This window comes from Agromyces terreus, assembly GCF_009749465.1.
Taxonomy (GTDB): Bacteria; Actinomycetota; Actinomycetes; order Actinomycetales; family Microbacteriaceae; genus Agromyces; species Agromyces terreus.
The window spans coordinates 612603-635125 of record NZ_WBIS01000002.1; the positions used below are offsets into that span (position 1 = coordinate 612603).

General features: G+C 72.8%; 23 protein-coding genes. 10 read left to right on the forward strand and 13 right to left on the reverse strand.

Annotated features, from left to right (window positions below; genetic code table 11):
- Nucleotides 1-25 precede the first annotated feature (25 nt).
- The 4 genes from GQQ92_RS07860 to GQQ92_RS07875 all read left to right on the forward strand — a co-directional run bounded on the left by GQQ92_RS07860 (nucleotide 26) and on the right by GQQ92_RS07875 (nucleotide 3878).
- Entirely contained in the window at nucleotides 26-1270 is a 1245-nt protein-coding gene (locus tag GQQ92_RS07860) for a S8 family peptidase (protein WP_156998658.1), read from the forward strand.
- Between the two features lie 195 nt (nucleotides 1271-1465).
- Complete coding sequence (locus GQQ92_RS07865) at nucleotides 1466-1909, forward strand: hypothetical protein (protein ID WP_156998659.1); 444 nt, start codon at nucleotides 1466-1468, stop codon at nucleotides 1907-1909.
- Between the two features lie 128 nt (nucleotides 1910-2037).
- The gene (locus GQQ92_RS07870) at nucleotides 2038-2838 is read left to right on the forward strand and encodes an MTAP family purine nucleoside phosphorylase (RefSeq protein ID WP_156998660.1); all 801 of its coding nucleotides are present in this window, start codon (nucleotides 2038-2040) and stop codon (nucleotides 2836-2838) included.
- Complete coding sequence (locus tag GQQ92_RS07875; RefSeq protein ID WP_156998661.1) at nucleotides 2835-3878, forward strand: NAD-dependent epimerase/dehydratase family protein; 1044 nt, start codon at nucleotides 2835-2837, stop codon at nucleotides 3876-3878. Before GQQ92_RS07870 ends, GQQ92_RS07875 begins: the two co-directional genes overlap by 4 nt.
- Before the next feature lie 232 nt (nucleotides 3879-4110).
- Here the strand turns inward: GQQ92_RS07875 and GQQ92_RS07880 are convergent, their stop codons facing one another.
- The 3 genes from GQQ92_RS07880 to GQQ92_RS07890 all read right to left on the reverse strand — a co-directional run bounded on the left by GQQ92_RS07880 (nucleotide 4111) and on the right by GQQ92_RS07890 (nucleotide 6770).
- Nucleotides 4111-4560 carry a hypothetical protein gene (locus GQQ92_RS07880; RefSeq protein ID WP_156998662.1) on the reverse strand — a complete coding sequence of 150 codons (450 nt, stop codon included), beginning with the start codon at nucleotides 4558-4560 and terminating at the stop codon, nucleotides 4111-4113.
- A gap of 334 nt (nucleotides 4561-4894) precedes the next feature.
- A complete protein-coding gene (locus GQQ92_RS07885) occupies nucleotides 4895-6040 on the reverse strand; it encodes a sensor histidine kinase (protein ID WP_156998663.1) in 1146 nt (381 codons plus the stop codon).
- On the reverse strand, nucleotides 6027-6770 hold the full coding sequence (locus GQQ92_RS07890) for a response regulator transcription factor (protein WP_372493364.1): 744 nt from the start codon (nucleotides 6768-6770) through the stop codon (nucleotides 6027-6029). Before GQQ92_RS07890 ends, GQQ92_RS07885 begins: the two co-directional genes overlap by 14 nt.
- A gap of 112 nt (nucleotides 6771-6882) precedes the next feature.
- Between GQQ92_RS07890 and GQQ92_RS07895 the strand changes: the two genes are divergently transcribed.
- From GQQ92_RS07895 to GQQ92_RS07905, 3 genes are read left to right on the forward strand one after another with little or no spacing between them, the layout of a single operon-like run.
- Nucleotides 6883-7551: a glycosyltransferase family 2 protein gene (locus GQQ92_RS07895; protein WP_156998665.1), complete on the forward strand. Its 669-nt coding sequence runs from the start codon at nucleotides 6883-6885 to the stop codon at nucleotides 7549-7551.
- Nucleotides 7552-7594: 43 nt separating this feature from the next.
- Entirely contained in the window at nucleotides 7595-8272 is a 678-nt protein-coding gene (locus GQQ92_RS07900; RefSeq protein WP_156998666.1) for a TIGR04282 family arsenosugar biosynthesis glycosyltransferase, read from the forward strand.
- The gene (locus GQQ92_RS07905; protein WP_156998667.1) at nucleotides 8269-9042 is read left to right on the forward strand and encodes a class I SAM-dependent methyltransferase; all 774 of its coding nucleotides are present in this window, start codon (nucleotides 8269-8271) and stop codon (nucleotides 9040-9042) included. Before GQQ92_RS07900 ends, GQQ92_RS07905 begins: the two co-directional genes overlap by 4 nt.
- Here GQQ92_RS07905 and GQQ92_RS07910 read toward each other — a convergent pair.
- A complete protein-coding gene (locus GQQ92_RS07910; protein ID WP_156998668.1) occupies nucleotides 9003-9488 on the reverse strand; it encodes a hypothetical protein in 486 nt (161 codons plus the stop codon). The genes GQQ92_RS07905 and GQQ92_RS07910 overlap by 40 nt on opposite strands.
- Entirely contained in the window at nucleotides 9485-10738 is a 1254-nt protein-coding gene (locus GQQ92_RS07915) for a molybdopterin-dependent oxidoreductase (RefSeq protein WP_156998669.1), read from the reverse strand. The genes GQQ92_RS07910 and GQQ92_RS07915 overlap by 4 nt, the downstream gene beginning before the upstream one ends.
- Before the next feature lie 157 nt (nucleotides 10739-10895).
- On the opposite strand from GQQ92_RS07915, the gene GQQ92_RS07920 reads away from it, so the two are divergent.
- Nucleotides 10896-12341: a hypothetical protein gene (locus tag GQQ92_RS07920; RefSeq protein WP_197738138.1), complete on the forward strand. Its 1446-nt coding sequence runs from the start codon at nucleotides 10896-10898 to the stop codon at nucleotides 12339-12341.
- A 9-nt stretch (nucleotides 12342-12350) separates the two neighbouring features.
- Here GQQ92_RS07920 and GQQ92_RS07925 read toward each other — a convergent pair whose 3' ends face one another.
- The 7 genes from GQQ92_RS07925 to GQQ92_RS07955 form a co-directional block, all read right to left on the reverse strand.
- Entirely contained in the window at nucleotides 12351-13115 is a 765-nt protein-coding gene (locus tag GQQ92_RS07925; protein WP_156998670.1) for a cytochrome c biogenesis CcdA family protein, read from the reverse strand.
- A 21-nt stretch (nucleotides 13116-13136) separates the two neighbouring features.
- Nucleotides 13137-13643: a thioredoxin family protein gene (locus GQQ92_RS07930; protein WP_156998671.1), complete on the reverse strand. Its 507-nt coding sequence runs from the start codon at nucleotides 13641-13643 to the stop codon at nucleotides 13137-13139.
- A gap of 144 nt (nucleotides 13644-13787) precedes the next feature.
- Entirely contained in the window at nucleotides 13788-15173 is a 1386-nt protein-coding gene (locus GQQ92_RS07935; RefSeq protein ID WP_156998672.1) for an alpha-hydroxy acid oxidase, read from the reverse strand.
- A gap of 13 nt (nucleotides 15174-15186) precedes the next feature.
- A complete protein-coding gene (locus GQQ92_RS07940; protein ID WP_232057566.1) occupies nucleotides 15187-16098 on the reverse strand; it encodes a FadR/GntR family transcriptional regulator in 912 nt (303 codons plus the stop codon).
- Between the two features lie 93 nt (nucleotides 16099-16191).
- The gene (locus GQQ92_RS07945) at nucleotides 16192-17334 is read right to left on the reverse strand and encodes an NYN domain-containing protein (RefSeq protein WP_156998673.1); all 1143 of its coding nucleotides are present in this window, start codon (nucleotides 17332-17334) and stop codon (nucleotides 16192-16194) included.
- Between the two features lie 89 nt (nucleotides 17335-17423).
- Complete coding sequence (locus GQQ92_RS07950; protein WP_156998674.1) at nucleotides 17424-17837, reverse strand: DUF1294 domain-containing protein; 414 nt, start codon at nucleotides 17835-17837, stop codon at nucleotides 17424-17426.
- A 61-nt stretch (nucleotides 17838-17898) separates the two neighbouring features.
- Nucleotides 17899-18492 (reverse strand): DJ-1/PfpI family protein, encoded by a 594-nt coding sequence (locus GQQ92_RS07955; RefSeq protein ID WP_156998675.1) that lies wholly within the window; start codon nucleotides 18490-18492, stop codon nucleotides 17899-17901.
- Nucleotides 18493-18719: 227 nt separating this feature from the next.
- On the opposite strand from GQQ92_RS07955, the gene GQQ92_RS07960 reads away from it, so the two are divergent.
- Together GQQ92_RS07960 and GQQ92_RS07965 are read left to right on the forward strand one after the other, a co-directional pair.
- Nucleotides 18720-19496, forward strand: coding sequence for an IclR family transcriptional regulator (locus GQQ92_RS07960; RefSeq protein WP_156998676.1), 777 nt, complete (start codon nucleotides 18720-18722; stop codon nucleotides 19494-19496).
- Nucleotides 19497-19649: 153 nt separating this feature from the next.
- Complete coding sequence (locus GQQ92_RS07965) at nucleotides 19650-21269, forward strand: serine hydrolase (RefSeq protein ID WP_156998677.1); 1620 nt, start codon at nucleotides 19650-19652, stop codon at nucleotides 21267-21269.
- Between the two features lie 59 nt (nucleotides 21270-21328).
- On the opposite strand, the gene GQQ92_RS07970 is transcribed toward GQQ92_RS07965, so the two are convergent.
- On the reverse strand, nucleotides 21329-22318 hold the full coding sequence (locus GQQ92_RS07970) for an endonuclease domain-containing protein (RefSeq protein ID WP_156998678.1): 990 nt from the start codon (nucleotides 22316-22318) through the stop codon (nucleotides 21329-21331).
- Nucleotides 22319-22523 lie beyond the last annotated feature (205 nt).

Below are 22523 nucleotides of genomic sequence, written 5' to 3' on the forward strand. Positions count from 1 at the left end.
GCGGTCGCCTCGTAGAATCTGAATCGTGCCGAGACCGACGCTTCTCTCGTTCAGCGCTGCCGCCCTCGCGGCCGCGGTCGTATTCGTGCCCGCACCGGCGACGGCGAGCACCGCGACTCCCTCCAATTGGTGGTACGAAGGCTACGGTGTGGCCGAGGTTCATGCCGAGGGGTGGACCGGTGCGGGGGTCAAGGTTGCGGTGATCGACAATCAGATCCTTCCTGACGCCGAGGTGCTGCAGGGGGCGGACATCACGATCGACCCGGAACCGGTCTGTGGGGGCAATCTGGTCGTCGTTCCCGATGAGCCGACCGACGGCGCCGTCCATGGAGTCGAGGTCACCGCGATGCTCGTCGGCAATGGCACCGGTCCGGGTGAGGTGCGTGGCATCGTTCCGGATGCCGAGGTGCTGTTCTACGGCCTCGGCATGGACAAAAGCGGCAGCGACGAGGGTCTCTCCGGATTCGGAGCAGGGATTCGGCGTGCTCTCGATGACGGCGCCCAGGTGATCTCGATCTCGCAGGGCTGGGAGGAGCACCAGATGATCGACGAGGATGCCGATCAGGTGGCGCGTGCGATCGCGTCGGGTGTGCCGATCGTCACCTCGACGCCGAACTCGATGCTGCACCTCTTCTTCAAGTGGCCATGGAACCTCAACGGCGTGGTGAGCGTTGCGGGTTTCGCTGAGTCCGGCGTTTTGATGGGCGATGCGGAGACCGACGGGCGAAGCGTCGTCGCCCATCCCGAGGTGACGGTGATCGCCCCCGCAGAGGTGTTCCGCTCAGCGACGGACGGCAAGGGAATCGGAGGGTCGTCGCTGGCGGCGCCGCTGGTGGCGGGCATTCTGGCCGCGAATGCGCAGAAGTATCCGGACGCGACGGGCAGTCAGCTCATCCAGTCACTTATTCACAACACCGGCGTCGAGGATCACGAGTTGCAGCGTGACGAGACCGGCGGCACAGGCTATGGCTGGGCCTCGTTGCGGCACACGCTTGCGGTGGATCCGTCGCAGTACCCGGACGAGAATCCGCTCATGGACAAGGCCTCGGGCATCCCGACCGTGGAGCAGGTGGAGCAGGCGGCCAACGGAACCGTCGAGCCCACGGCGGAGCCCAACGGCGAACCTTCGGCGGAGACCTGGGGGGCGATCGGCGTGACGGCGGCCGTCATCGGCGCGATCCTCCTCCTGCTCATCATCATCGCCGTCGTCATCATCATCGTCGTCGTGACGCGGCGCAGCGCGCGGAAGGCTTCAGGTGGCGCACCGTGATCGGCGCTCGGGACGTGACGAGATGCTGACGTCGCGGCATCCGCTGGAATGACTCTGCGGCTGCCCCGGATGCAGGAATCGAGGCGCCTCGTTTCCTGCACGGGAGCCTGCGCGGGGGCGGCGCAACCCCCTGTCGCGAGCGGATGCCGCGGTGCAAGACTGGGCGTCAGCAGACGGAGGGGGTACCGGATGTCGGTGACGAAGTCAGCCGAGCAGGCCCGCAAGGCGGCCAGGCGCGAGGCGCGGCGCGCGGTGCGCGAGGCCAAGCGGGCGGCGAAGCGTGCCCGCAAGACCGGCGAGACGCTCACGCGCGAGGGCAGGAAGCGGTTCGCCGCGCTCACCGCCGACGCGCAGGCCGACGTGCGCCTCGCCCGCGAGATGCGCAAGAGCCGTCCGCACGAGGCGAAGCGGCTCGCCCACCGTGCCACGCGCCGGCTGGTCGGCGCGACGACGAGGGCCGAGGCATCCGGTGAGGCCGACGAGCGGAAGCGAGCGGATGCCGCGGCCAAGCACAACGCGACCGCGCTCGCGCTCGCGGCGAAGCAGCGCCGCGACGCGTCGAAGAAGATCGGCAAGTGGGCCGATTCCGCCGCGAAGGCCTGGCAGAAGGGCGCCGACGCGGCGAACGCGAAGCGCTGAGCGGCGCGGGCCCATCGCGACGGTGCCGCGAGCGTGTCGCGACGCCGGCGTGCGGGCCGGGGCCGCGCGTCATCGGATCGTAAGGTTCCGCCGAGGGGCGTGATCGACGGCGGGGGCAGAGTGGGGGCATGGCGCAAGCAACGGCGGTGATCGGCGGCACCGGGCTCTACGCACTCGTCGACGGGGAGGCGCGCACGATCGCGACCCCGTACGGGGCGGCATCCGTCACCGCCGGCGTGCTCGAGGGGCGCGACGTGGTGTTCCTCGCCCGGCACGGGTCGGGGCACTCGACGCCGCCGCACCGCATCGACGCGCGCGCGAACGCGTGGGCGCTCGCGAGCCTCGGGGTGCGGGCGCTCGTGTCGACCGCGGCGGTGGGGTCACTCCGCGCCGAGCTCCCGCCGATGTCGTTCGCGCTCGCCGATCAGCTGCTCGACCGCACGTGGGGGCGCGCCGACACGTTCTTCGACGGCGACGACGGCCTCGTGCGGCATCTGCCGTTCGCCGAGCCGTTCTGCCCCGAGCTGCGGGCGATCGCGCGAGCGGCGCTGCCCGATGCGGCGCCGCGGGCGACGGTGGCCGTGATCCAAGGGCCGCGGTTCTCGACGGCGGCGGAGTCGGCGCTGCTGCGCGCGCAGGGCGCCGACCTCGTGAACATGACGCTGTGCCCCGAGGTGGCGCTCGCCGCTGAGCTCGGCATCGGCACGGCGACGATCTGCGTCGTGACCGACACCGATGCGGGCACCTCGGACGAGGACCCCGACCGGGTGACGGCCGAGCTCGTGTTCCGGCGGCTGGACGAGGCGCGTCCGCGTCTGGTCGATGCGATCGCACGCATCGTCGCCGCGATCCCCGACGGGTATGCGCCGCGCGAGCTGATGGACCGCACGGCGATCGACGCCGTGCTCGCCCGGCCGGTGCGGGCATGACCCTGCTCGTCACCGGCGGCGCCGGGTTCATCGGCGACGAGGTCGTGCGGCTGGCGCTCGAACGGGGTGAGCGGGTGCGGGTGCTGGACTCGCTGCGCCCCGAGGTGCACGCCGGGCGGGCGCCGCGCGAGCCGCGCGACGTGGAGTTCGTGCAGGGCGACGTTCGCGACGCCGCCGTGCTCGACCGCGCCCTCGTCGGGGTCGACGCGGTCTGCCATCAGGCGGCGAAGGTCGGGCTCGGCGTCGACCTGGGCGACGCGCCCGACTACGTGTCGAGCAACGTGGGCGGCACGGCCGAGCTCATCGCGGCGATGCACCGCGCGGGCGTGCCGCGGCTGGTGCTCGCGTCGTCGATGGTCGTCTACGGTGAGGGCGCATACGTCGATGCGGGCGGGCACCGCCGGCGGCCGGCGCCGCGCGCGGTCGCAGACCTCGAGGCGGGGCGGTTCGATCCTCGCGACCCCGACACGGGCGAGCCGCTCACGCCCGACGTCGTGCGTGAAGGCGACGCGCTCGATCCGCGCAACACGTACGCGCTGTCCAAGCTCGCGCAGGAGCATCTCGCCGCCACCTGGGCGCGGTCCACCGGCGGAACGGCGGCGATGCTGCGCTACCACAACGTCTACGGCGAGCGGATGCCGCGTGACACCCCCTATGCCGGTGTTGCGGCGATCTTCCGCTCGTCGCTCGCCCGCGGCGAGGCGCCCCGCGTCTTCGAGGACGGCCGGCAGCGGCGCGACTTCGTGCACGTCTCGGACGTCGCGGCCGCCAACCTCGCGGCCCTCGACGGGCTGCCCGGCCTCGAGCCCGGCACGGCGCGCGCGTTCAACGTCGGCTCGGGCCGGGTGACCGACATCGGCCGGCTCGCCGCCGGGCTCGCCGAGGCGATGGGCGGCCCGTCGCCGGTCGTCACCGGCGAGTACCGGCTGGGCGACGTGCGGCACATCACCGCCTCCTCGGAGCGCGCCGCCGCCGAACTCGGCTGGCGTGCCGCGGTCGCCCTCGAGGACGGCCTGCGCGGGTTCGCCGCCGAGGTGTAGGTTCCGCGCGAAGACGGCGGACTCCTGTTTCAGGGTGCCCGTGAGATCTCTTCGGCGGCCGGTCGCCGCCCGGCGGTCGGCCGCGGCTGCTGCGACGCGCCTGACCCAATGGTCGTAGTCCGTGGGACCGTCTTCGGGGGCCGTGATTGTCAGCTGATAGAGAGCATTGCGGTTTCCGTCACTCACGTCCTCTCCTCGAATCGTGCGCTGCGATGGTCGCCGCTCGGGTCGGTTAGGCGTCCACCGGCTTGAGCGCAACTCCGAGTGCGCCAACGAGCCAACCGAGGATTGAGAGCGCGAAGGTCGACACTGTTTCGGGGGCAACCGGGTCTGCCAACCAGGTGAAGAAGACGGTGAGGCCGACAGCTACATAAGCGAGGATCGCGACATACGTCATGGCCGTGAGCTTCTGGCCAACGGCCAAGCCCGAGAAGTCGTTTCCGCCGCCGCCTCGCTTCACTTCGGCCACTGCGAAGCCCAACGCTGCTGAGGTTTGCGCACCTAGCGCAGTCGACAACGTGCCGGCAGCGAGCACGACTGCGGTGTTCAGTATTAGTTTCGGCGTCGCTTCTGTGGCTTCAAACGCCCAAGTCTGTATGAGGAGGACCAGCCACGTGCCGACGAACAGCACGAGGACGGCGCCGACGATCACGTCGAAAATGTGTTTCGCGATCCAAGACATAACACGCCTCCTTCAGGTACCTTCCAGTGAACGCACAGTAGCGGGCGAGCCGACCGACTGGGGAGCCCCAATTCGGGTGCACGGGCGCAGGACGGGGAAAGATCTGCCGTGGCCGTGGCCGTGGCCGTGGCTTTGGCATGAGCACGACGCGCTGGCGAGCCGCGTGGGCCACCGCCGCTGCCTGGCCAGAGGCGCGGCAACTTGCCATCGGGCGGTGGAACTCTGCCCGTTCTGCCGAATGCGGTGTATTCGGCGCTAGAGCGACAGTTCTGAGCGGAACGCAAGCGGGGCCGGACGAGCGCGAGTGCTGCCCGCAGCGCCGTCACTCACGCCGTCACGCCGGCAGCGACGCCTCGCGGGGCAGGAGCAGGTCGAAGCGGCATCCGCCCGGCACGTTCGACACCGACACCTCGCCGTCGTGGGCGTGCATGATGCCGCGCACGATCGCGAGGCCGAGTCCGGCGCCGCTCGAGCGCGCGCCGTCGAGCGGGGGCGTGCGCGCCGCCGATCCGCGCCAGGCGGGGTCGAACACGCGCTCGAGGTCGGGTTCGGCGATGCCGCCGCCCGTGTCGATGACCGACACCATCGCGTGGTCGTCGACGAGGTCGACCGCGACGGTGATCGATGACCCGGCGGGGGTGTGCTGGATCGCGTTCATGAGCAGGTTGCCGATGGCCCGCGACAGCTCGCGCGGGTCGGCCATGACCACGAGGTTCTGGGCGAGCGGCGCCTCGATGCGGATGTCGCGGCCCTGCGACGCCGGGCGCAGGTCGGCGACGGTGTCGCTCACGACATCCGACAGCGAGACCTCCTTGAGCGAGAGGGCGAGCGTGCCGGAGTCGATCTTCGACAGCTCGAACAGGTCGTCGACCATGCCCGAGAGCCGGTCGACCTGCTGGCGCATCTGGCGCAGGTAGCGTTCGGGGTCGGGCGCCATGCCGTCTTCGAGGGCTTCGGCCATGGCGCGCAGGCCCGCGAGCGGGGTGCGCAGGTCGTGAGAGATCCACGCGACGAGCTCGCGGCGGGAGGTCTCGACGCGCTGCTCGCGCTCGTGCGCCTCGGCGAGCTTCGCGCTCGTCGCCACGAGCTCCTCGGCGAGGGCGTTCAGCTCGCGGTTCGCGTAGGTGCCGGCCGACTCGAGTCGCTCGCCCTCGCCGATGCGTCGGGCGGCGAGCGAGAGCGTGCGGGAGTGACGGGCGACGAGCCAGCCGAGCACAGCCACGAACAGCAGCGACACGACGCCCGAGATCGCCGAGACCGCGACGGCGACCGTGAGGTCGTGCTCCGAGAGGTACATCTCGTTGGCGACGCCGACCATGCTCGCGACGACCGAGGTCACGGCCACGACGACGAGCACGAGCACCTGCCAGACGAGCGAGGTGCGGCGGAGGGTGAGCAGCAGCGCGAAGCCGATGGCGCCCACGACGGCGCTCGCGGTGATCGCGACGCCCGCGATCGCGAGGAGGTCAGCCCACGGCATCCGCGTCTCCGTTCGTCGTGAACCGGTACCCGACGCCCCAGACGGTGGTGAGCAGGGTCGGGGTGCGCGGGTCGGGTTCGATCTTCTCGCGCAGGCGCCGCACGTGCACCGTCACGGTCGACAGGTCTCCGTAGGTCCAGCCCCAGACGGTGCGCAACAGGTCTTCGCGGCTGAACACCTGGTTGCGGTGCTTCAGCAGGAACTCGAACAGGTCGAACTCGCGGCTCGTGAGCGCGAGCTCGGCGCCGTCGCGCGTGGCGGTGCGCGCTGACGGGTCGAGGCGGAACCCGCCGTACTCGAGCACCGACTCGGGCGTGAACTCGCCGATCGAGCGGCGCAGCACCGACTGCACGCGCAGCACGAGCTCACGCGGCGAGAACGGCTTCGCGAGGTAGTCGTCGGCCCCGGCCTCGAGGCCCGCGATGCGGTCGTCCTCGGAGCCGAGCGCGGTGAGCAGGATGACGGGGGTCGACGAGTGGGTGCGCAGGCGCCGGCACACCTCGACGCCGTCGATGCCGGGCAGCATGCGGTCGAGCACGATGAGATCGGGGTCGATGCGCTCGGCCGCCGCGAGCGCGGCGAAGCCGTCGCCGACCTCGTCGACCACGAATCCGGCGCTGCGCAGGTAGCTCGACGCGACCTCGGCCACCGTGGGGTCGTCGTCGACCACGAGCACCCGTCGCCCGACGAGGTCCTCGTTGCCGATCGGCGATGGTGCTGCGGGGCTCACGTTCACAGCGTACGACCGCCGCCTCTGGGGCCGACGTGCTTCGCGGCATCCGTTCGCGTTCCGTAAGACTTGGCCGTGGGCGCGCCCCGGGCGCGTCACTAGCGTCGGAACCATGGCGGCCGTGCACCTCGATCTCGTGCTCCCGTGCCTCGATGAGGAGCGGGCGTTGCCTTGGGTGCTGGGCCGCATTCCGCCGGGCGTGCGCGCGATCGTCGTCGACAACGGATCGACCGACCGCTCGGCCGAGATCGCCGAAGCTGCCGGCGCGCTCGTGGTGCGCGAGGCGCGGCGCGGGTTCGGCGCGGCCGCGAATGCAGGGCTCGAGGCGGCGGATGCCCCGTACGTGGCCTTCTGCGACGCCGACGCCTCGCTCGACCCGGCCGAACTGCCCGGCCTGCTCGACCCGGTGCTCGCGGGCGACGCCGACCTCGTGCTCGGGCGGCGTCGGCCGACGAGCGGGTCGGCCTGGCCGCCGCACGCGCGATTCGCGAACCTCGTGCTCTCGACGTGGATGTCGCGGCGCACCGGCGTGCGCCTGCATGACCTCGGGCCGATGCGCGTGGCGCGCACGGAGGCGCTGCGGGGCCTCGGCATCCGCGACCGGCGCAGCGGGTACCCGCTCGAGATGGTGCTGCGGGCCTCGGCGGCCGGATGGCGCATCTGCGAGCACGATGTGCCGTACGCCCCGCGCGAGGGGCGCTCGAAGGTCACCGGCACGGTGCGCGGCACGTTCACGGCGATCGGCGACATGTCGCGCATCTTCGCGGAGGTCGGGCGATGACGGGGTTCGCGATGACGGGGTTCGGGATGCCGGGGGTTCGGCGATGACGGCCGTCGTGGTGATCGCGAAGGCCTGCTTGCCGGGCCGGGTGAAGACCCGGCTCACGCCGCCGTTCTCGCCCGAGCAGGCCGCCCGTCTCGCAGCGGCGAGCCTCGACGACACCCTCGCGACGGTCGCCGCGCTGCCCGTCGGTCGCCGTGTGCTCTTCTTCGACGGGTTCGGCATCGCCGACGCGCCCGCGTCCGCAGCCGGGTTCGAGGTCGTGCCGCAGCCCGCCGGCTCGCTCGACGAGCGGCTCGCGCACGTGTTCGACCTCCTCGACGAGCCAACGCTGCTCGTCGGCATGGACACGCCGCAGGTCGGGGCGGCGCACGTCGCGGCGGCGCTCGACGGGTTCGCGGGCGGCGAGGCGCTCGCCGATCTGCCCCCGGCCCCGTGCCCCGACGCCTGGTTCGGCCCGGCGGCCGACGGCGGATTCTGGGCGCTCGCGCTGCGGCGTCCGCGCGGCGACGTGCTGCGCGGCGTGCCGATGTCGCGGGCCGATACGGGTGCGCAGCAGCTGCGCCGGCTGCGCGATGCGGGCCTGCGGGTGGCGTTGCTGCCGACCCTGACCGACGTCGACACCGCGGCCGAGGCGCGCCAGGTCGCGGCGGGCGTTCCGGGGTCGCGGTTCGCCGCGGAGCTCGCGCGCATCGCCGCCGAGCTTGGGCGGGCCGCATGAGCCGGCGCGGCGGACGCCTCGCGCAGGCGATCGGCGGCGAGCACGGTGTCGCGGGCGCCGGTGGCGGAACGGGCGCCGTCGCGGGAGCCGTCGTGGCCGCCGATGCGGTCTTCGGCGGCGGGCACGGCGAGCCGTACCGGCGGCTGCTCGCCGGAACGACGACGGGCGCACTCGACCTGCGCAGCGTCGACGGCACCACCGACGCGTTCCGGTTCGATGCCGGCAGCTGGGTGGCCGCCGCCACGGAGGCCGACCTCACGGCGCTCGACGGAGCATCCGGACCGGTCCTCGACGTCGGCTGCGGGCCCGGCCGCATGGTGCGTGCGGCCGCCGCCCGCCGACTGCCCGTGCTCGGCATCGACATCACGCCGCACGCGGTCGAGCGCACGCGCGTCGACGGCAGCTATGCGCTCGTGCGGTCGGTCTTCGAACGCCTGCCGCTCGAGGGCCGTTGGCAGACCGTGCTGCTCATGGACGGCAACGTCGGCATCGGCGGCGACCCCGAGGCGCTGCTGCGCCGGTGCGCGGCTCTGCTCGCGGGCGACGGATGCCTCGTCGTCGAGGTCGATCCCGACCCCGACCTCGACGTCGCGACGCTCTACACGGTGCGCGACGACGAGGGCAACGAGAGCCACCCGTTCCCGTGGGCGCGCATCGGCCTGCACGCGTTCGCCAGGCACGCGCTCGCCGTGGGCCTCGTCGTCACGGGCGGGTGGAGCGTCGAGGGCCGTCAGTTCGTGCGGGCATCGGCGCCCGGCTCGGCCGGCTGAGCCGCGCGACCCCGTGCTCCACGGGGCGAGCGGCCGGTCGTCGACGCGCCGACCGCGAGCGCCACGCCCGCCGTCACGAGCACGAGCGCCCACGCGACGGCGAGTGACAGCGCGTACGTTCCCACGAGCACGGTCGGGTTCCGGGGGCCGATCGCCGAGGCGACGATCGCCGGCACCGCGATGACGGTGAGCACCGCGCCGACGAGCAGCGCGGCCTGCGCGACCGCGATGCCGCGACCGCCGATGACCCCCTTCGCCCGTGCGGCGCCCAGCCCGACCGCCACGGCGAGCGGCGCGATGACGCCGTCGTGCACCACGATCGCGCCGAGCACCCACAGCACGACGCCCGGATACTGCGGGGGCGCGACGTCGGTGAGCAGCACGAACGAGCCCGTCGCGAGCCCCGCGAGGCCGAGCACGATCAGCGTCGCGCGCGCCGCCCTCATGCGGTCACCTCGATCGACCGCAGCCACTTCGTCTGCATCACGCCGGGCCGCGCGGGCGCGATGACGCGCGCCGGGTAGCCGTGATCGAGGTCGAGCGGCGAACCGTTCAGCTCGAGCGCGACGAGGGTGAGCGGGTCGAGCGCGTACTCGGGCGGCATCTCGGTGACGGCGTACGCCCCGCGGGTCTGCAGGCTCGAGACGACGAGCGGATGCCGCGGCACGGCGCCGACCCGCTCGAGCAGGTCGACCATGCGCACGCCGCGCCAGGTCGCCTCCTGGCTCCACCCCTCGACGCAGGCGATCGGCAGCACTGAGACGGTCTGCGGCATCGCGCGCAGGTCGTCGAGCGTGAACGACGAGACGCCCGACGGGGTCGTGACCTCGAGCGCCCACTCGGGCGAGGTGGCCGTCGCGGTGACGCCCGCCTGCACCGCCGTGCGGTTCACCGGGAGGCCCTGCGGGCCGACGCCGATGCGGCGCGGCGCGAACACGTTGAGCGGCGCGAGCAGACCGACGGTCTGCCCGGCCGTGGTGGCCACGACGGCCGCGGTCGCGACGGCCACACCGCCGAGGAACCCGCGGCGCGAGACGAAGCGGCCTGCGGCATCCGCGCGGGGTGCCGCAGTCGTCGTACCTGCGGCATCCGCCCGCCCCGCGGGTTCGGCCGGCACCGCGGCATCCGCCCCCTGACCTGCGCGCGACCAGTGCCGCACGATCAGCGGCAGCTTCACGCCGATGTGGATCGCGAGCGACCCCACGACGACCCACGCGAGCGCCAGGTGCACGCGCCGGAACGAGAACGGGAACACGTACCACTGCACGATGTTCAGCAGCCCGATCGCCACCTCGACGAGCGCGGCGCCCACGAGCACAGCGATCGACGCGCGCTCTGCGAAGCGCGCCGCCGACCCCAGCACGGGGCGCTCGAAGAGGCGGGGGTAGACGGTCCAGAGCTTGGCCAGCAGCAGGGGCACCGACGCGATGCCGGCGATCACGTGCAGGCCCTGCGTCCACCGGTAGAGGTCGATCGGGCGGGTCGGCAGCGGCAGCCAGCCCGGCGGATCCTGCAGCACATGGCTGAACAGCCCCGTCGCGAAGCAGGTGAGGAACGCGATCGCGAGCAGCCGGCCCACGACCACGGCCGTGCGCGGCGACTTGATCGGATCGCTCGCGGCCGCCTCGGCAGTGCGCAGTGCGGGCTCGAGCGCCCGCTCCAGGCGGTCGGCGGCGCGGCTCGTGACGGAGGACATGGCGCCAGTCGACCACCGAGGAGCGGATGCCGCAGCCGACAAGTCTTACGGTTCGCGAACCGTGGGCGGGCCGCCGATGCCGGGCCGGGTACGGGCGTCCGCGTTCCGTAAGCAATGGGCCTCGCGGGGGAGCGGGCGGCCTGCCTAGGGTCGGAACGTGCCTCGAAACCCGGATGCCGCGGACGTCGCGCGCGACCACGCCGAGCCCGCCGACGCCCGAACCGCCGGGACCCCTGCCGAAGGGCCCGTCGAGACACCCGCCGAGGCATCCGCCCCGCCGCGCTGGGAACACTGGGTGCCGTGGGCCGGCGTGCTCGTCGCGCTCGCGCTCATCGCGCTCGCGATCGTGATGCCCTCGATCCTCGGGCAGAACGTGAACGTGAAGTCGTTCCCGCCGTTGCACGCCGACTGGATGCCGCGGGTCGGCCCGGGCACGATCCCGGCCGTGCTGCTCGCGGTGCTCGCCGTGGTGTTCGGCGTGCGCGCCGCCGAACGGGCCCGCTGGGGCGTGCTGCTCGCCGGCGCGTTCGCCGTCGCCGCGGCGTGGATGGCGAGCCTCGCCCTCGTCGACGGGCTCGACGGCATCGGCGTGATCCTCGACACGCAGTACGAGTACCTGCGCACCGCACGCGCGGTCACCGACTTCTCGGCCACGCTGCACGAGTACATCGCGCACATCCCGCTCGACTCCGTCGACAACTGGCCCGTGCACATCGCCGGACACCCGCCCGGCGCGCTCCTCTTCTTCGTCGTGCTCGTGCGCCTCGGGCTCGGCAGCGGACTCGCCGCCGGATGCGTCGTGCTGCTCGTCGGCGCCACCACGCCCGTCGCCGTGCTGCTCGCGCTGCGTCGGCTCGGCGCCGAGACCTGGGCGCGCCGCGCCGCCCCGTTCCTCGTGATGGGGCCCGCGGCGATCTGGGTCGCCGTCTCGGGCGACGGCATGTTCGCCGCGTTCGCCGCGTGGGGGCTCTGCCTGCTCGCCTTCGCCGCCACCGCCCGCAGCCGCGCCGCCATGGCCGCCTGGTCGGTCGGCGCCGGGCTCCTGCTCGGCTACTGCGTCATGCTCTCGTACGGCCTGCCGCTGCTCGGCGTGCTCGCGCTCGCCGTGCTCCTGCTCGCGCGCAACTGGTGGCCGCTGCCCATCGCCGCCGTCGCCGCCGTCTGCGTCGTGCTCGCCTTCTGGGCGTTCGGCTTCGCCTGGTGGGACGCCTACCCCGTGCTCGTCGAACGCTACTGGGACGGCATCGCCAGCAGGCGCCAGTTCACCTACTGGGTCTGGGCCAACGTCGCCGCGCTCGCCGTGAGCGCGGGGCCGATCGTGGGGGCGGCCGTCGGGATGGCGGCGGCCCGCGGCATCCGACTGCGCTCGCTGGTGCGCGGCGAACGCGTGATCGTCGTGCTCGCGCTCGCCGCGGCCCTCACCGTGCTCGCCGCCGACCTCTCGCAGATGAGCAAGGCCGAGGTCGAGCGCATCTGGCTGCCGTTCGTGCCCTGGCTGCTCGTGGGCACCGCGCTGCTGACGCCGCGGTGGCGCCGGTGGGGCTTCGCGGGGCAGCTCGCGTTCGCGCTGGCCGTGCAGCACCTCTTCTTCACCGGGTGGTGACCCGCGGCGTCACCCGCCGATGAGCCGCTCGAGGCCCGCGATCGGATCGTAGAGGCCCGACTCGAGCACCCACGCCTGGAACCGCTTGTCGAGCCCCGTGATGACCATGACGCCGACGAGCACGAACACGACGCCGATGGTGCGCCGGAACCATCCGTTCGGGTTCGCGAGCCAGCCGAGCCGGCGCACGAGACCCCGCCCGAGCAGCGCGATGAGCAGCAGCATGCCGGCGAGACCGACCGCGTACGCCACGATGTAGCCGAGCCCTTCGACGAACGAGACCGGCAGTACGGCGGCGACGATGAGCGCGTAGGTCGGGCTGCAGCTCGAGAACACGGGTCCGAGCGCCGCGCCGGTCAGGATGTCGCCGCCGAAGCTCTGCCGCGCAACCGACCGGTCGAGCGCGTGGCCGCTGCGCGCCTGCAGGCCGAGCCGGGTCGAGAGCCGGTCCCACAGCGACGGGAACAGCAGGTCGACGCCGAGCAGCAGCACGATGCCGCCCGCGACGATCTGCCACACCTGCGGTGGAATGCCGAGCAGCGCCGTCGTCGCCTTCAGCAGCAGGGTGAACGCGACGACGCTGAGCGCGAGCGAGCCCGCGATGACGACCGGCCGCCAGCGCGCACGACGGCGGGTGGCGTCGGTCGCGCCCGCGCCGTCGGCGGCGCCGCGCACCATCGAGCCGCCGACCACGACCGGCAGCAGCGGCAGCACGCACGGCGCGGCCACGGTGAGCACGCCGGCCGCGAGGGCCAGCAGCAGGGATGCCTCCATCAGGATGCCTTCAGGCCGCGATCACGGGGCCGCGGCGACGAGCGCCGCGATCGACGGCTCCTCGTAGAGCACCGCGCTCGAGAGGGCCTCGCCGTCGTCGTCGACGTAGACGACCGTCGTCTGCATCGTGACGCCGTACTGCTGGCGCAGATCGGTGCTGCTGTCGTAGTCGACCTTGATGACGGTCAGGCCGTCGGGGGCGCCGTCGGCGCGCAGCTCGGCATCGAGCTCGCGGCAGTTGGGGCACCAGTCGGCGTGGAAGAAGAGCACCTTCGGCCCCGCGGTCTGCTCGATGACACCTTCGGTGTAGTCGACGTAGGCGCCCTCGGCCTCGGCGGGCGCATCGTCAGCGGCGGCATCGTCGGCGGGCGTCGTCGGCTCCTCCGACTCGGCGGGCGCGGCCGCCTCCGGCGAGCTCGAGGCGGAGGCCGCGGCGTCGTCGGCCGTGCCGGCCGGCTGGGCGGCGCATCCGGCGAGGGCGAGTGCGGCGACGAGCAGCGTGATCGCCCCGGTGGTCCGTGCGGTCATGGTGTGGCATCCCGATCTGCGGGCGCATCCGGCCCGCTCGCCTCCAACGCTACGTGCGACCGGGGCGGATGCCTCGGCCGAGACCTTACGCGTCGGTGACGGTCGCGCCCGGGCCGGTGCTCCGGCCCGGGCGCCGGCTCTGCGCTACTGCTTGACCGAGGGCTTCTTCGCGGCCGTCTTCGTCGCGGAGTTCGTCGCCGTCTTCGCCGCGGACTTCGCCGTCGCCGAAGCCGGACGCGGGCTGCGCACGGCGCGCGGCTTCGACGAGACCGCCTGCTCCGCGGCATCCGCCGCCGGCTTGGCCATCGGCATCATGCGCGTGAGCTGCGTGACGTGCTGCGGGCCGAGCTCGTCGAGCGTCGACACCTCGAGCAGCTTCATCGTGCGCTCGACCTCGCCCTTCAGGATCGAGATGGTCTTGTCGACGCCGCGACGACCGCCGGCCATGAGGCCGTAGAGGTACGCGCGGCCGATGAGCGTGAAGCGCGCCCCGAGGGCGACGGATGCCACGATGTCGGCGCCGTTCATGATGCCGGTGTCGACGTGCACCTCCATGTCGGAGCCCACCTCGCGCACGACGTGCGGCAGCAGGTGGAACGGGATCGGCGCACGGTCGAGCTGGCGCCCGCCGTGGTTGGAGAGCACGACGCCGTCGACGCCGCGGTCGGCGAGCAGTTTCGCGTCCTCGACCGTCTGCACGCCCTTGACCACGATCTTGCCGGGCCACATCGAGCGGATGATGTCGAGGTCGTCGAACGAGATCGTCGGGTCCATGGCCGAGTCGAGCAGTTCGCCGACCGTGCCGCCGGTCGTCGAGAGCGAGGCGAATTCGAGCGGCGGGGTCGTGAGGAAGTTGATCCACCAGGCCGGGCGGGGGATCGCGTTGATGATCGTGCCAGGGGTCAGCTGCGGCGGGATCGAGAAGCCGTTGCGCTTGTCGCGGAGGCGCGCGCCGGCGACGGGCGTGTCGACCGTGAAGAAGATGGTGTCGAAGCCCGCGGCGGCCGCGCGGCGCGTCAGCTCGTACGAGATCTCGCGCTCGCGCATGACGTAGAGCTGGAACCAGTTGCGACCCGTCGGGTTCGCGGCCTTCACGTCTTCGATCGACGTGGTGCCGAGCGTCGAGAGCGTGAACGGGATGCCCGCCGCACCCGCCGCGCCCGCTCCGGCGATCTCGCCCTCGGTCTGCATGAGGCGGGTGAAGCCGGTCGGCGCGATGCCGAACGGCAGCGCGCTCGTGCCGCCGAGCACCTCGCGGGTGGTGTCGACCACGGGCACGCTGCGCAGGATCGACGGGTGGAACTCCACGTCCTGGAACGCCTGGCGCGCACGCGCCAGCGACAGCTCGCCCTCGGCGGCGCCCTCGGTGTAGTCGAAGGCGGCCTTCGGGGTGCGGCGCTTCGCGATGTCGCGAAGGTCGGCGATGGTGAGCGCCTTCTCGAGGCGCCGGTCGGTCGGGTTCGCCGTGGGCGCCTTGAACTTCATGAGCGTGGCGAGCTCTTTGGGGTTGGGGAACTGGCGCTGGACCATGGGCGGCTCTCTCTCAGGCGTGTGCGGGTGCTGCTGCGGGCGTGGGTGCTGGCTCGGGGAACGTCTCGGCGTAGTACCCCGAGATGTGGTCGTGGATGCGGCGGCGTGCGGTCGGGGCATCCGCGGCCCTGATGGCGTCGACGACCCCGCGGTGTTCACGGCGGAGGCGAGCGGATGTCGCGTGCCAGTCGTCGATGCGCGCGAGGCCGTCGAGCGCGTAGCCCTCGATGCTGCTGCGCAGGCCCGCCATCGTCGCGGTGACCACCTGGTTGCCGGATGCCTCGGCGAGGGCGAGGTGGAACGCGGCGTCGAGCGCGAGGAACTCGGCCGGCTCGAGGTCGGGGGAGTCCATGGCGTCGAGCAGGCGCTCGGCGGCGGGGAGCCCGCCGGCCTCGCCGGTCGAGGAGCCGCCGGTCGAGGAGCCGCCGGTCGAGGAGCCGCCGGTCGAGGAGCGAAGCGTCTCGAGACCAGCCCCCTCGCCGGTCGAGGAGCGAAGCGTCTCGAGACCAGCCCCCTCGCCGGTCGAGGAGCGAAGCGTCTCGAGACCAGCCTCCGCCCCCGCCCGCTCGGCGAGCTCGCCCGCGACCGCGGACTCGAGGATGAGCCGCGTGCGCACGATGTCGGCGACAGGGAAGCCGTGCGCGGCGACCTGCAGCCGCATGAGCGCGCTCATCGCGCCGCCGGGGGTCGCGACGATGATGGCGCCGGCGTTCGGGCCCGAGCCCGACGCCGTGCGCACGAGACCCATCGCCTCGAGCACGCGGAGCGCCTCGCGCACGCTCGACCGGCCCACGCCGAGGTCGGCGGCGAGGGCGCGCTCGCCGGGCAGTCGCTCGCCGGGCAGCAGGTCGCCGTCGAGCAGTCGTCGTTCGACGTGCTCGAGCACGGCGCGCCAGGCGCGGGGGCTCTCGGCCTCGATCGGCATGCCGGCTCCTTCCGCGCTGGTATGTGGTCGGACCACAGTATCAGATGTGGTCAGACCACATGCATGCGCGTGCGAAGGGGATGCGCCCCGACGTCAGTCCTTCGACGGGCGCAGACGGATGCGGTTGCGCCCGGGCGTCTCGTCGAGCTCGATCTGGCTGTTGCGCGACTGCACGAAATCGGAGAACGAGCCGAAGCCGAGGCGGCGCTCCTGGAACGACGGGTCCATGCGCAGCATCTGGTTCTTCACGGCGCCGGACGGCTGCCACTCGTCGTCGTTCTTCGCGCGCAGCAGTTCGAGCGCCTTCACGAGCAGACGCCCCGGGTTGCGGGTCGGGGCGGCGGACTCCGGCGACATGAACGAGACCGTCGGCACGCCGCGCGGCCCGGTCGGTGCCGCCTGGACGGGCTCGTCGTCTTCGGCGACGGATGCCGCGGCGGCGGCCTTCGTCGAAGCGCCGCCGGACTTCGCGCGACGGTTCGTGCGCTTCGGCGCGGATGACGCGGCGTCGCCCCCCGCATCTGCGCCGCTCTCGGCCGGCGTGTCGGGCGAGGCATCCGCGGCCCCGTCGGAGGTGGCGCCCCCGGCATCCTTGGCGGCCCCGCCCCGCCGCGACCCGCGACGCCCGGTGGTCGCCGGCGCTGGCGCCGAGGCATCCGCTTCGTCGTCGTCTTCATCGCTCTCGCTGGTGAGCAGGGCGTCGTAGTCGGCGTACTCGTCGCAGGAGGCGGTGAGCGCGCGGCTCGTGCCCCCGGCGACGCCGATGCCGACGACGTACCGCCCGAGGCGCTTGGCCTTCTGCGCGAGCGCGACGTAGTCGGAGTCGCCCGCGACGATGACGATGTGCGTGAGGTCGTCGATGCGGAACATGTCCTCGATCGCGTCGACCGCGAGCCGGATGTCGGCGCCGTTCTTCGTCGCCGAGAGCGGGAACAGCTGCACGAGGTCGACCGCGCGATCGATGAGCTGGCCCCGGTAGCTCGCGTTCACGGGCGTCGACCAGTCGGCGTACGCGCGGGCGATGGCGATGGTGCCGAACGTGGCCGCGAAGTCGAGCACGGCGTCGACGTCGACCGTGGCCTGCGTGAGGCGCTCGGCGGTCTCGGACGTGATCGTCTTGCGGCGGGAGGTGTCGCGTCGGTACTGGCTGTCGCCGTGCAGTTGGTCGTACCGCGAGATCACGATGTTGTCGAAGTCGAAGTACAGGGCCACGCGGGGTTCTGCCGAGACGGGCATGAAGACCTTCCGTAGAGGATGTGCCTCCGATGCTACGCCCGGGGGCTGGCAAGAGGCCGGGATCGTGCGGCCGGCGGCTTCGGAGCGCGTCAGGACAGGTGCGCGAGCAGGGCGATCACGAGCGAGAGGGCGAGCACGTTCAGCACGACGGTGAACCAGAACACCCGCCGGAACGAGCGCTTGCGCGTCTTGTGGCGGAACAGCTGCTGCGCCACGAGGGCGCCCGGCCAGCCGCCGAGGAGGCCGAGCAGGTGCAGCGTGCTCTCGGGCGTCCGCCGCCGGCCCGCGCGGCCCGCGGCCGCCTTGTCGAGACCGTATGCCGCGAACGCGACGACGCTCAGACCGGCGGAGATCGCCGGAAGCCACCAGGGCAGGTCGAGCACGACGTACGCCACGGCGAACGCGGCCACGAAGACGATGAGCACCGTCCACGAGAGCGAGGAGGGCAGCGGGCGCGAGAGGTCGCGGTCGGCGCGCGGCGCCGGTCGGGCTGTGGTGGGCACGGCAGGAGCCTAGTCGGCGGATGCCGACTGCCGGCAGCCCGGGGCGTCGCGCGCCAGGGCGTCAGACGGATGCCGCGGCGAGCTCGTCCTCGGCGCGCACCCCGGCCTCGGCGAGCACGCCGAGGAACGCCTTCATCCAGGTGCCGTTGTCGGGCCACGCCCGCGACGTGACGAGGTTGCCGTCGACGACGCCGCCGCCGTTCTCGAACGCGGCGCCCACGACCTCGAGGTCGATCGCCAGCTCGGGGTAGATCGACGAGGTGCGCCCGCCGAGCACGCCGGCGGCCGCGAGCAGCAGCGGGCCGTGGCAGGTGGCCGCGACCGGGGCATCCGTCTCGAAGAAGTGCCGCACGATGCGCTTCGCGTCCTCGTTGTTGCGCAGGTACTCGGGCGCACGGCCGCCGGGGATCACGATCGCGGCGTAGTCGGCCGGGTCGACGTCGGCGAGCGCGACATCCGCCGGCCAGGCGTGGCCGAGCTTCTCGGTGTACGTGTCGAAGCCGTCGACGAAGTCGTGCACGACGAACTGGAGCTTGCGCACCTCGGGCGCGCCGATGTGCACCTCGAAGCCCTCCTCCTTGAGGCGCTCGTACGGGTAGAGGACCTCGAGCGTCTCGGCGGCGTCGCCGGTGATGATGAGGATCTTGCGGGCCATGGGGTACCTCCGGGTGGGTCTGCACGTCGATGTGCGTTTCGATGTCGGATGCCGCGGGTCGGCGACTCGGGCAGGCCGCCGGTGTCGGCGGCGACACGTCGACTCTGCGCCCGCCCCGCGGCATCCGTCACGCCCCGTTCGCACTATGTGCGAAACCCCGTCGGATCCGCTGCGCGCGGCGCCGAGCAGCCCTCCCGCCGGGCGGCGGCCGGGCGTAGCATCGGGGCATGAGCGCAGTGGAGCGTCACGGTGGCGCCGGCATCCAGTCGGCCGAGCGCGTGCTGCGCATCCTCGAACTCGTCGGCGCGGCGCCGACCGGCCTGACCGCCGCCGAGATCGCCGAGCAGCTCGGCCTCGGCCAGTCGACGACCTACCGGCTGCTCGCCACGCTGCACCGGCAGGACTACCTCGCGCGGCAGTCGGGCGAGCACCGCTACATCCTGGGGCGCACCGTCGATCAGCTGGGCCGCGCGTTGCAATACCAGCTCGTGGCGACCGATCCGGTGCGGCAGGTGCTGCGTGCGATGCACGACGCCGTGGGCGCGCCCGCCTACCTCACGGTGTTCCGCGGCGACGATATCGCCGTCGCGCACATCGAGGACTCGCCCGAGCACCCCCGCATCGGCCAACTGCACGTCGGCTTCTCGGAGGCGTCGCACACGACCGCGTTCGGCAAGCTCATGCTCGCCTCGCGCGACGACGCCGGCGTGGCCCGGTTCCTCGAACGGCACGGCGCGCGCCGGCTCACGGCATCGACGATCACGGATGCCGCGGCGCTGCGCGACGCCCTCGACGAGGTGCGCGCCCAGCAGCTCGCCGTCGAGGTCGAGGAGTACCTGCCCAAGCTCGCCTGCATCGCCGCGCCCGTGCGCTCGAACGCCGGGCGCACGGTCGGCGCGGTCTCGGTGTCGGTTCCCGCGTCGGAGCTCTCCTCGCGCGCAGGCGACCTCGAACGCGCCGTGCGCCGGGGTGCGTGGCAGGTGTCGGCGCGGCTCGCCGGCTGAGCGCGCCTGCGGCGGGCTCCGGCATCCGCCGACTCGCGCCATCCGCCGACCTGCGGCATCCGCTGCTCTGCGGCATCCGCCGCCCCCGAACGGGGGCAGACACCGTATCCGTGCGCCGATACGCTCGCGGGAGGCTGTCGTCTGGGGGAAACCATGGCTCACCGTCGAACACGGCCGCTCGCGGCCGCCGTCGCGCTCACCGCGGTCGCGCTCACCGCGGTCGCGCTCGCCGCCTGCGCGCCCGACCCCGAACCGTACGCGCCGCGCGTCGCGAGCGACGGCCCGCCGCCGGTCGACGCCGTGCAGGTGCCCGACGGCAGCATCGACGCCGCGGTCGAGGAGCTGCCGGGCGACATCGCGAAGATCATGGACACGTCGGGCATCCCCGGGGTCGCAGTGGCCGTCGTGCACGGCGACGAGGTGCTGTTCGCCGAGGGGTTCGGCGTGCGCGAACTCGGCGAGCCGGCGAAGGTCGACGCCGACACCGTGTTCCAGATCGCGTCGATGTCGAAGCCGATCGCGGCCACCGTCGTCGCCTCGCAGCTGGGCGACGAGCTCGGCTGGGACACCCCGGCCGCGCCGCTGCTGCCCGGCTTCTCGCTCCAGGACCCGTGGGTGACCGAGCACGTCACCGTCGGCGACCTGTTCGCGCACCGCAGCGGGCTCCCGCCCGCCGCGGGCGACGACCTCGAAGACGTCGGATACGACCGCGACTACATCTTGGGCCACCTCGACCTGCAGCCCCTCAACCCGTTCCGCACCGCATACGGGTACGCCAACTTCGGGCTCACCGCGGGTGCCGAGGCCGTCGCGAACGCCGTCGGCACCGACTGGGAGACCCTCTCCGACGAGGCGCTCTACGACCCGCTCGGCATGGACTCGACGAGCTCGCGGTACGACGACTTCCTCGCCGAAGACGACCGAGCCGTGCTGCACACCCTCGAGCGGGGCGAGTTCACGGCGCTGTACCAACGCGACGCCGACGCGCAGACACCCGCCGGCGGGGTGAGCTCGAGCGTGAACGACCTCGCGAAGTGGCTGACCCTGCTCATCGGCGACGGCATGTTCGACGGACAGGAGCTCGTGGATCCCGACGCCCTGCTGCCCGCGATCACACCACAGATCGTCTCGTCGCACTCGGCGGCACCCGACCACCGCGCGGGCTCCTACGGCTTCGGCTTCAACACCGGCACCGACCCCACCGGGCACACCACGTTCAGCCATTCGGGCGCGTTCAGCCTGGGCGGCTCGACCAACTTCCAGGTGGTGCCCGCGCTCGACCTCGGCGTCGTCGCGATCACGAACGGCGCGCCCATCGGAGTGCCCGAGGCGATCGTGAGCACCTTCCTCGACCGCGTGCAGTTCGGCGAGGTGCACCGCGACTGGCTCGCCGACTACGGGCAGGCCCTCGCGCACTACACCGAGCCCGCGGGCGACCTGGCCGGTCAGGAGGCGCCGACGGATGCCGCGGCCCCGGGCCGGCTCGACGGGTACGCGGGCACCTGGACCAACCCGTACTTCGGCGAAGCCGTCGTCACCGTCGAGGGCGACGCGCTCGTCGCCCGGCTCGGGCCCGACGGCGCCTACGTGCTCGACCTCGAACCGTGGGACGGCGACACCTTCGCCTACGTGCCCACCGGCGAGAACGCGCCGTGGGGATCGCTGGCCTCGGCCGCGTTCACGCTCGACGGCGTCGTGGACACGATGAACCTGCAGTTCTTCGACGCGAACGGGCTCGGCACCTGGACACGTCTCGGCATCGGGACGCCCTGAGGTATCCGGCATCCGGCATCCGGCATCCGGAACTCAGGAGATTCACGATGACGGATGCCTCAGCGCGGCCGTCTGCCCGGATCTCCTGAATTCTCGTGCCTGTGCTCGCGCGCGATCTCGGGTGAGGCCAGCGCGCCGGGCGCGGCTGTCGGTACGGGCCCCGGCAGCGCCGTGCTCCGGCGGTGCGCCCCGCGGGCGATCAGCGAGAGGATGCCGGCGGCGGTGCGCTCCCAGTCGTGCATGACCTGCCGGTAGCTCAGGCGCAGCACCAGGTAGCCGCGCATCGTCAGCTCGAAGTCGCGCCGCCGGTCGTTCTCGAAGTCGGCGCGGCTGCTGTGGAAGGCCCATCCGTCGACCTCGATGACCAGCCGCTCGCCCACCAGGAAGTCGACGGACCCGACTCCGACGATCTGCACCTGGGTGCGGAACCGGATGCGGCGGGAACGCAGGAACAGGCGCACCTTCGTCTCGAGACCGGACTGGCCGCCGAAGTCGAGCAGATCGAGCCGCGCTCGTCGACCGCTCGGCATGGCGGCTCGCACCAGGTCGAGGTGCGCGGGCTCGAGCACCCGGCGGTCGAGCGCCGATTCGACCGCGGCGAGCGCCTCGGCGATCGGAGCGCAGGCGAACATCTCGCCGAGCGCCGTCGAGAGCGCATCGCGCGCGCGGGCGCCGTCGAGCCTGCCGCGGTAGTGCAGGCAGACGCCGTGGGCATCGGCATCGAGCGGGAGCATCCGATCGTCGGGGCAGCGCAGCCGAGCGGCATTCGCGGCGACGCGGACGTGGAGCCGATCGCGCTCCGGCACCCAGAGCCCGTGGAGCCGGGAGACCGTGGATGCCGTCGCCATGCCGCCGACCCGCACCGCCCGAACGACGTCGGGCGCGGCCTCGGGCGCCGCGAACCAGCCGTTGCGCACGCGGATCACCGCGCCGGTTCGCACGGCCCGCGACAGTTCGCCGCGGGCGATGCCGACCCGATCGAACGCGGGGTACGCGGCCGCGCCGCCGCCGCGTCGGAGGACGTCGAGCAGTCGTGTCGTGGGAGTCATGCGGACGAGTGTGCGTCGTGCATCGGCCCGCGGCGTTCGCCCGATCGCGTCAGCCGGTGAACCCGGCTCGGCGCGAGGCTCGGGAGGAGGAGTCGGCGCGCGCGGAGCCCGGGCACAGGGCTCGAAGCGGCATCCGGAATTCAGGAGATCCGCGACGACGGATGCCTCAGGGCGGCCGTCTGCTCGAATCTCCTGAATTCTCGGC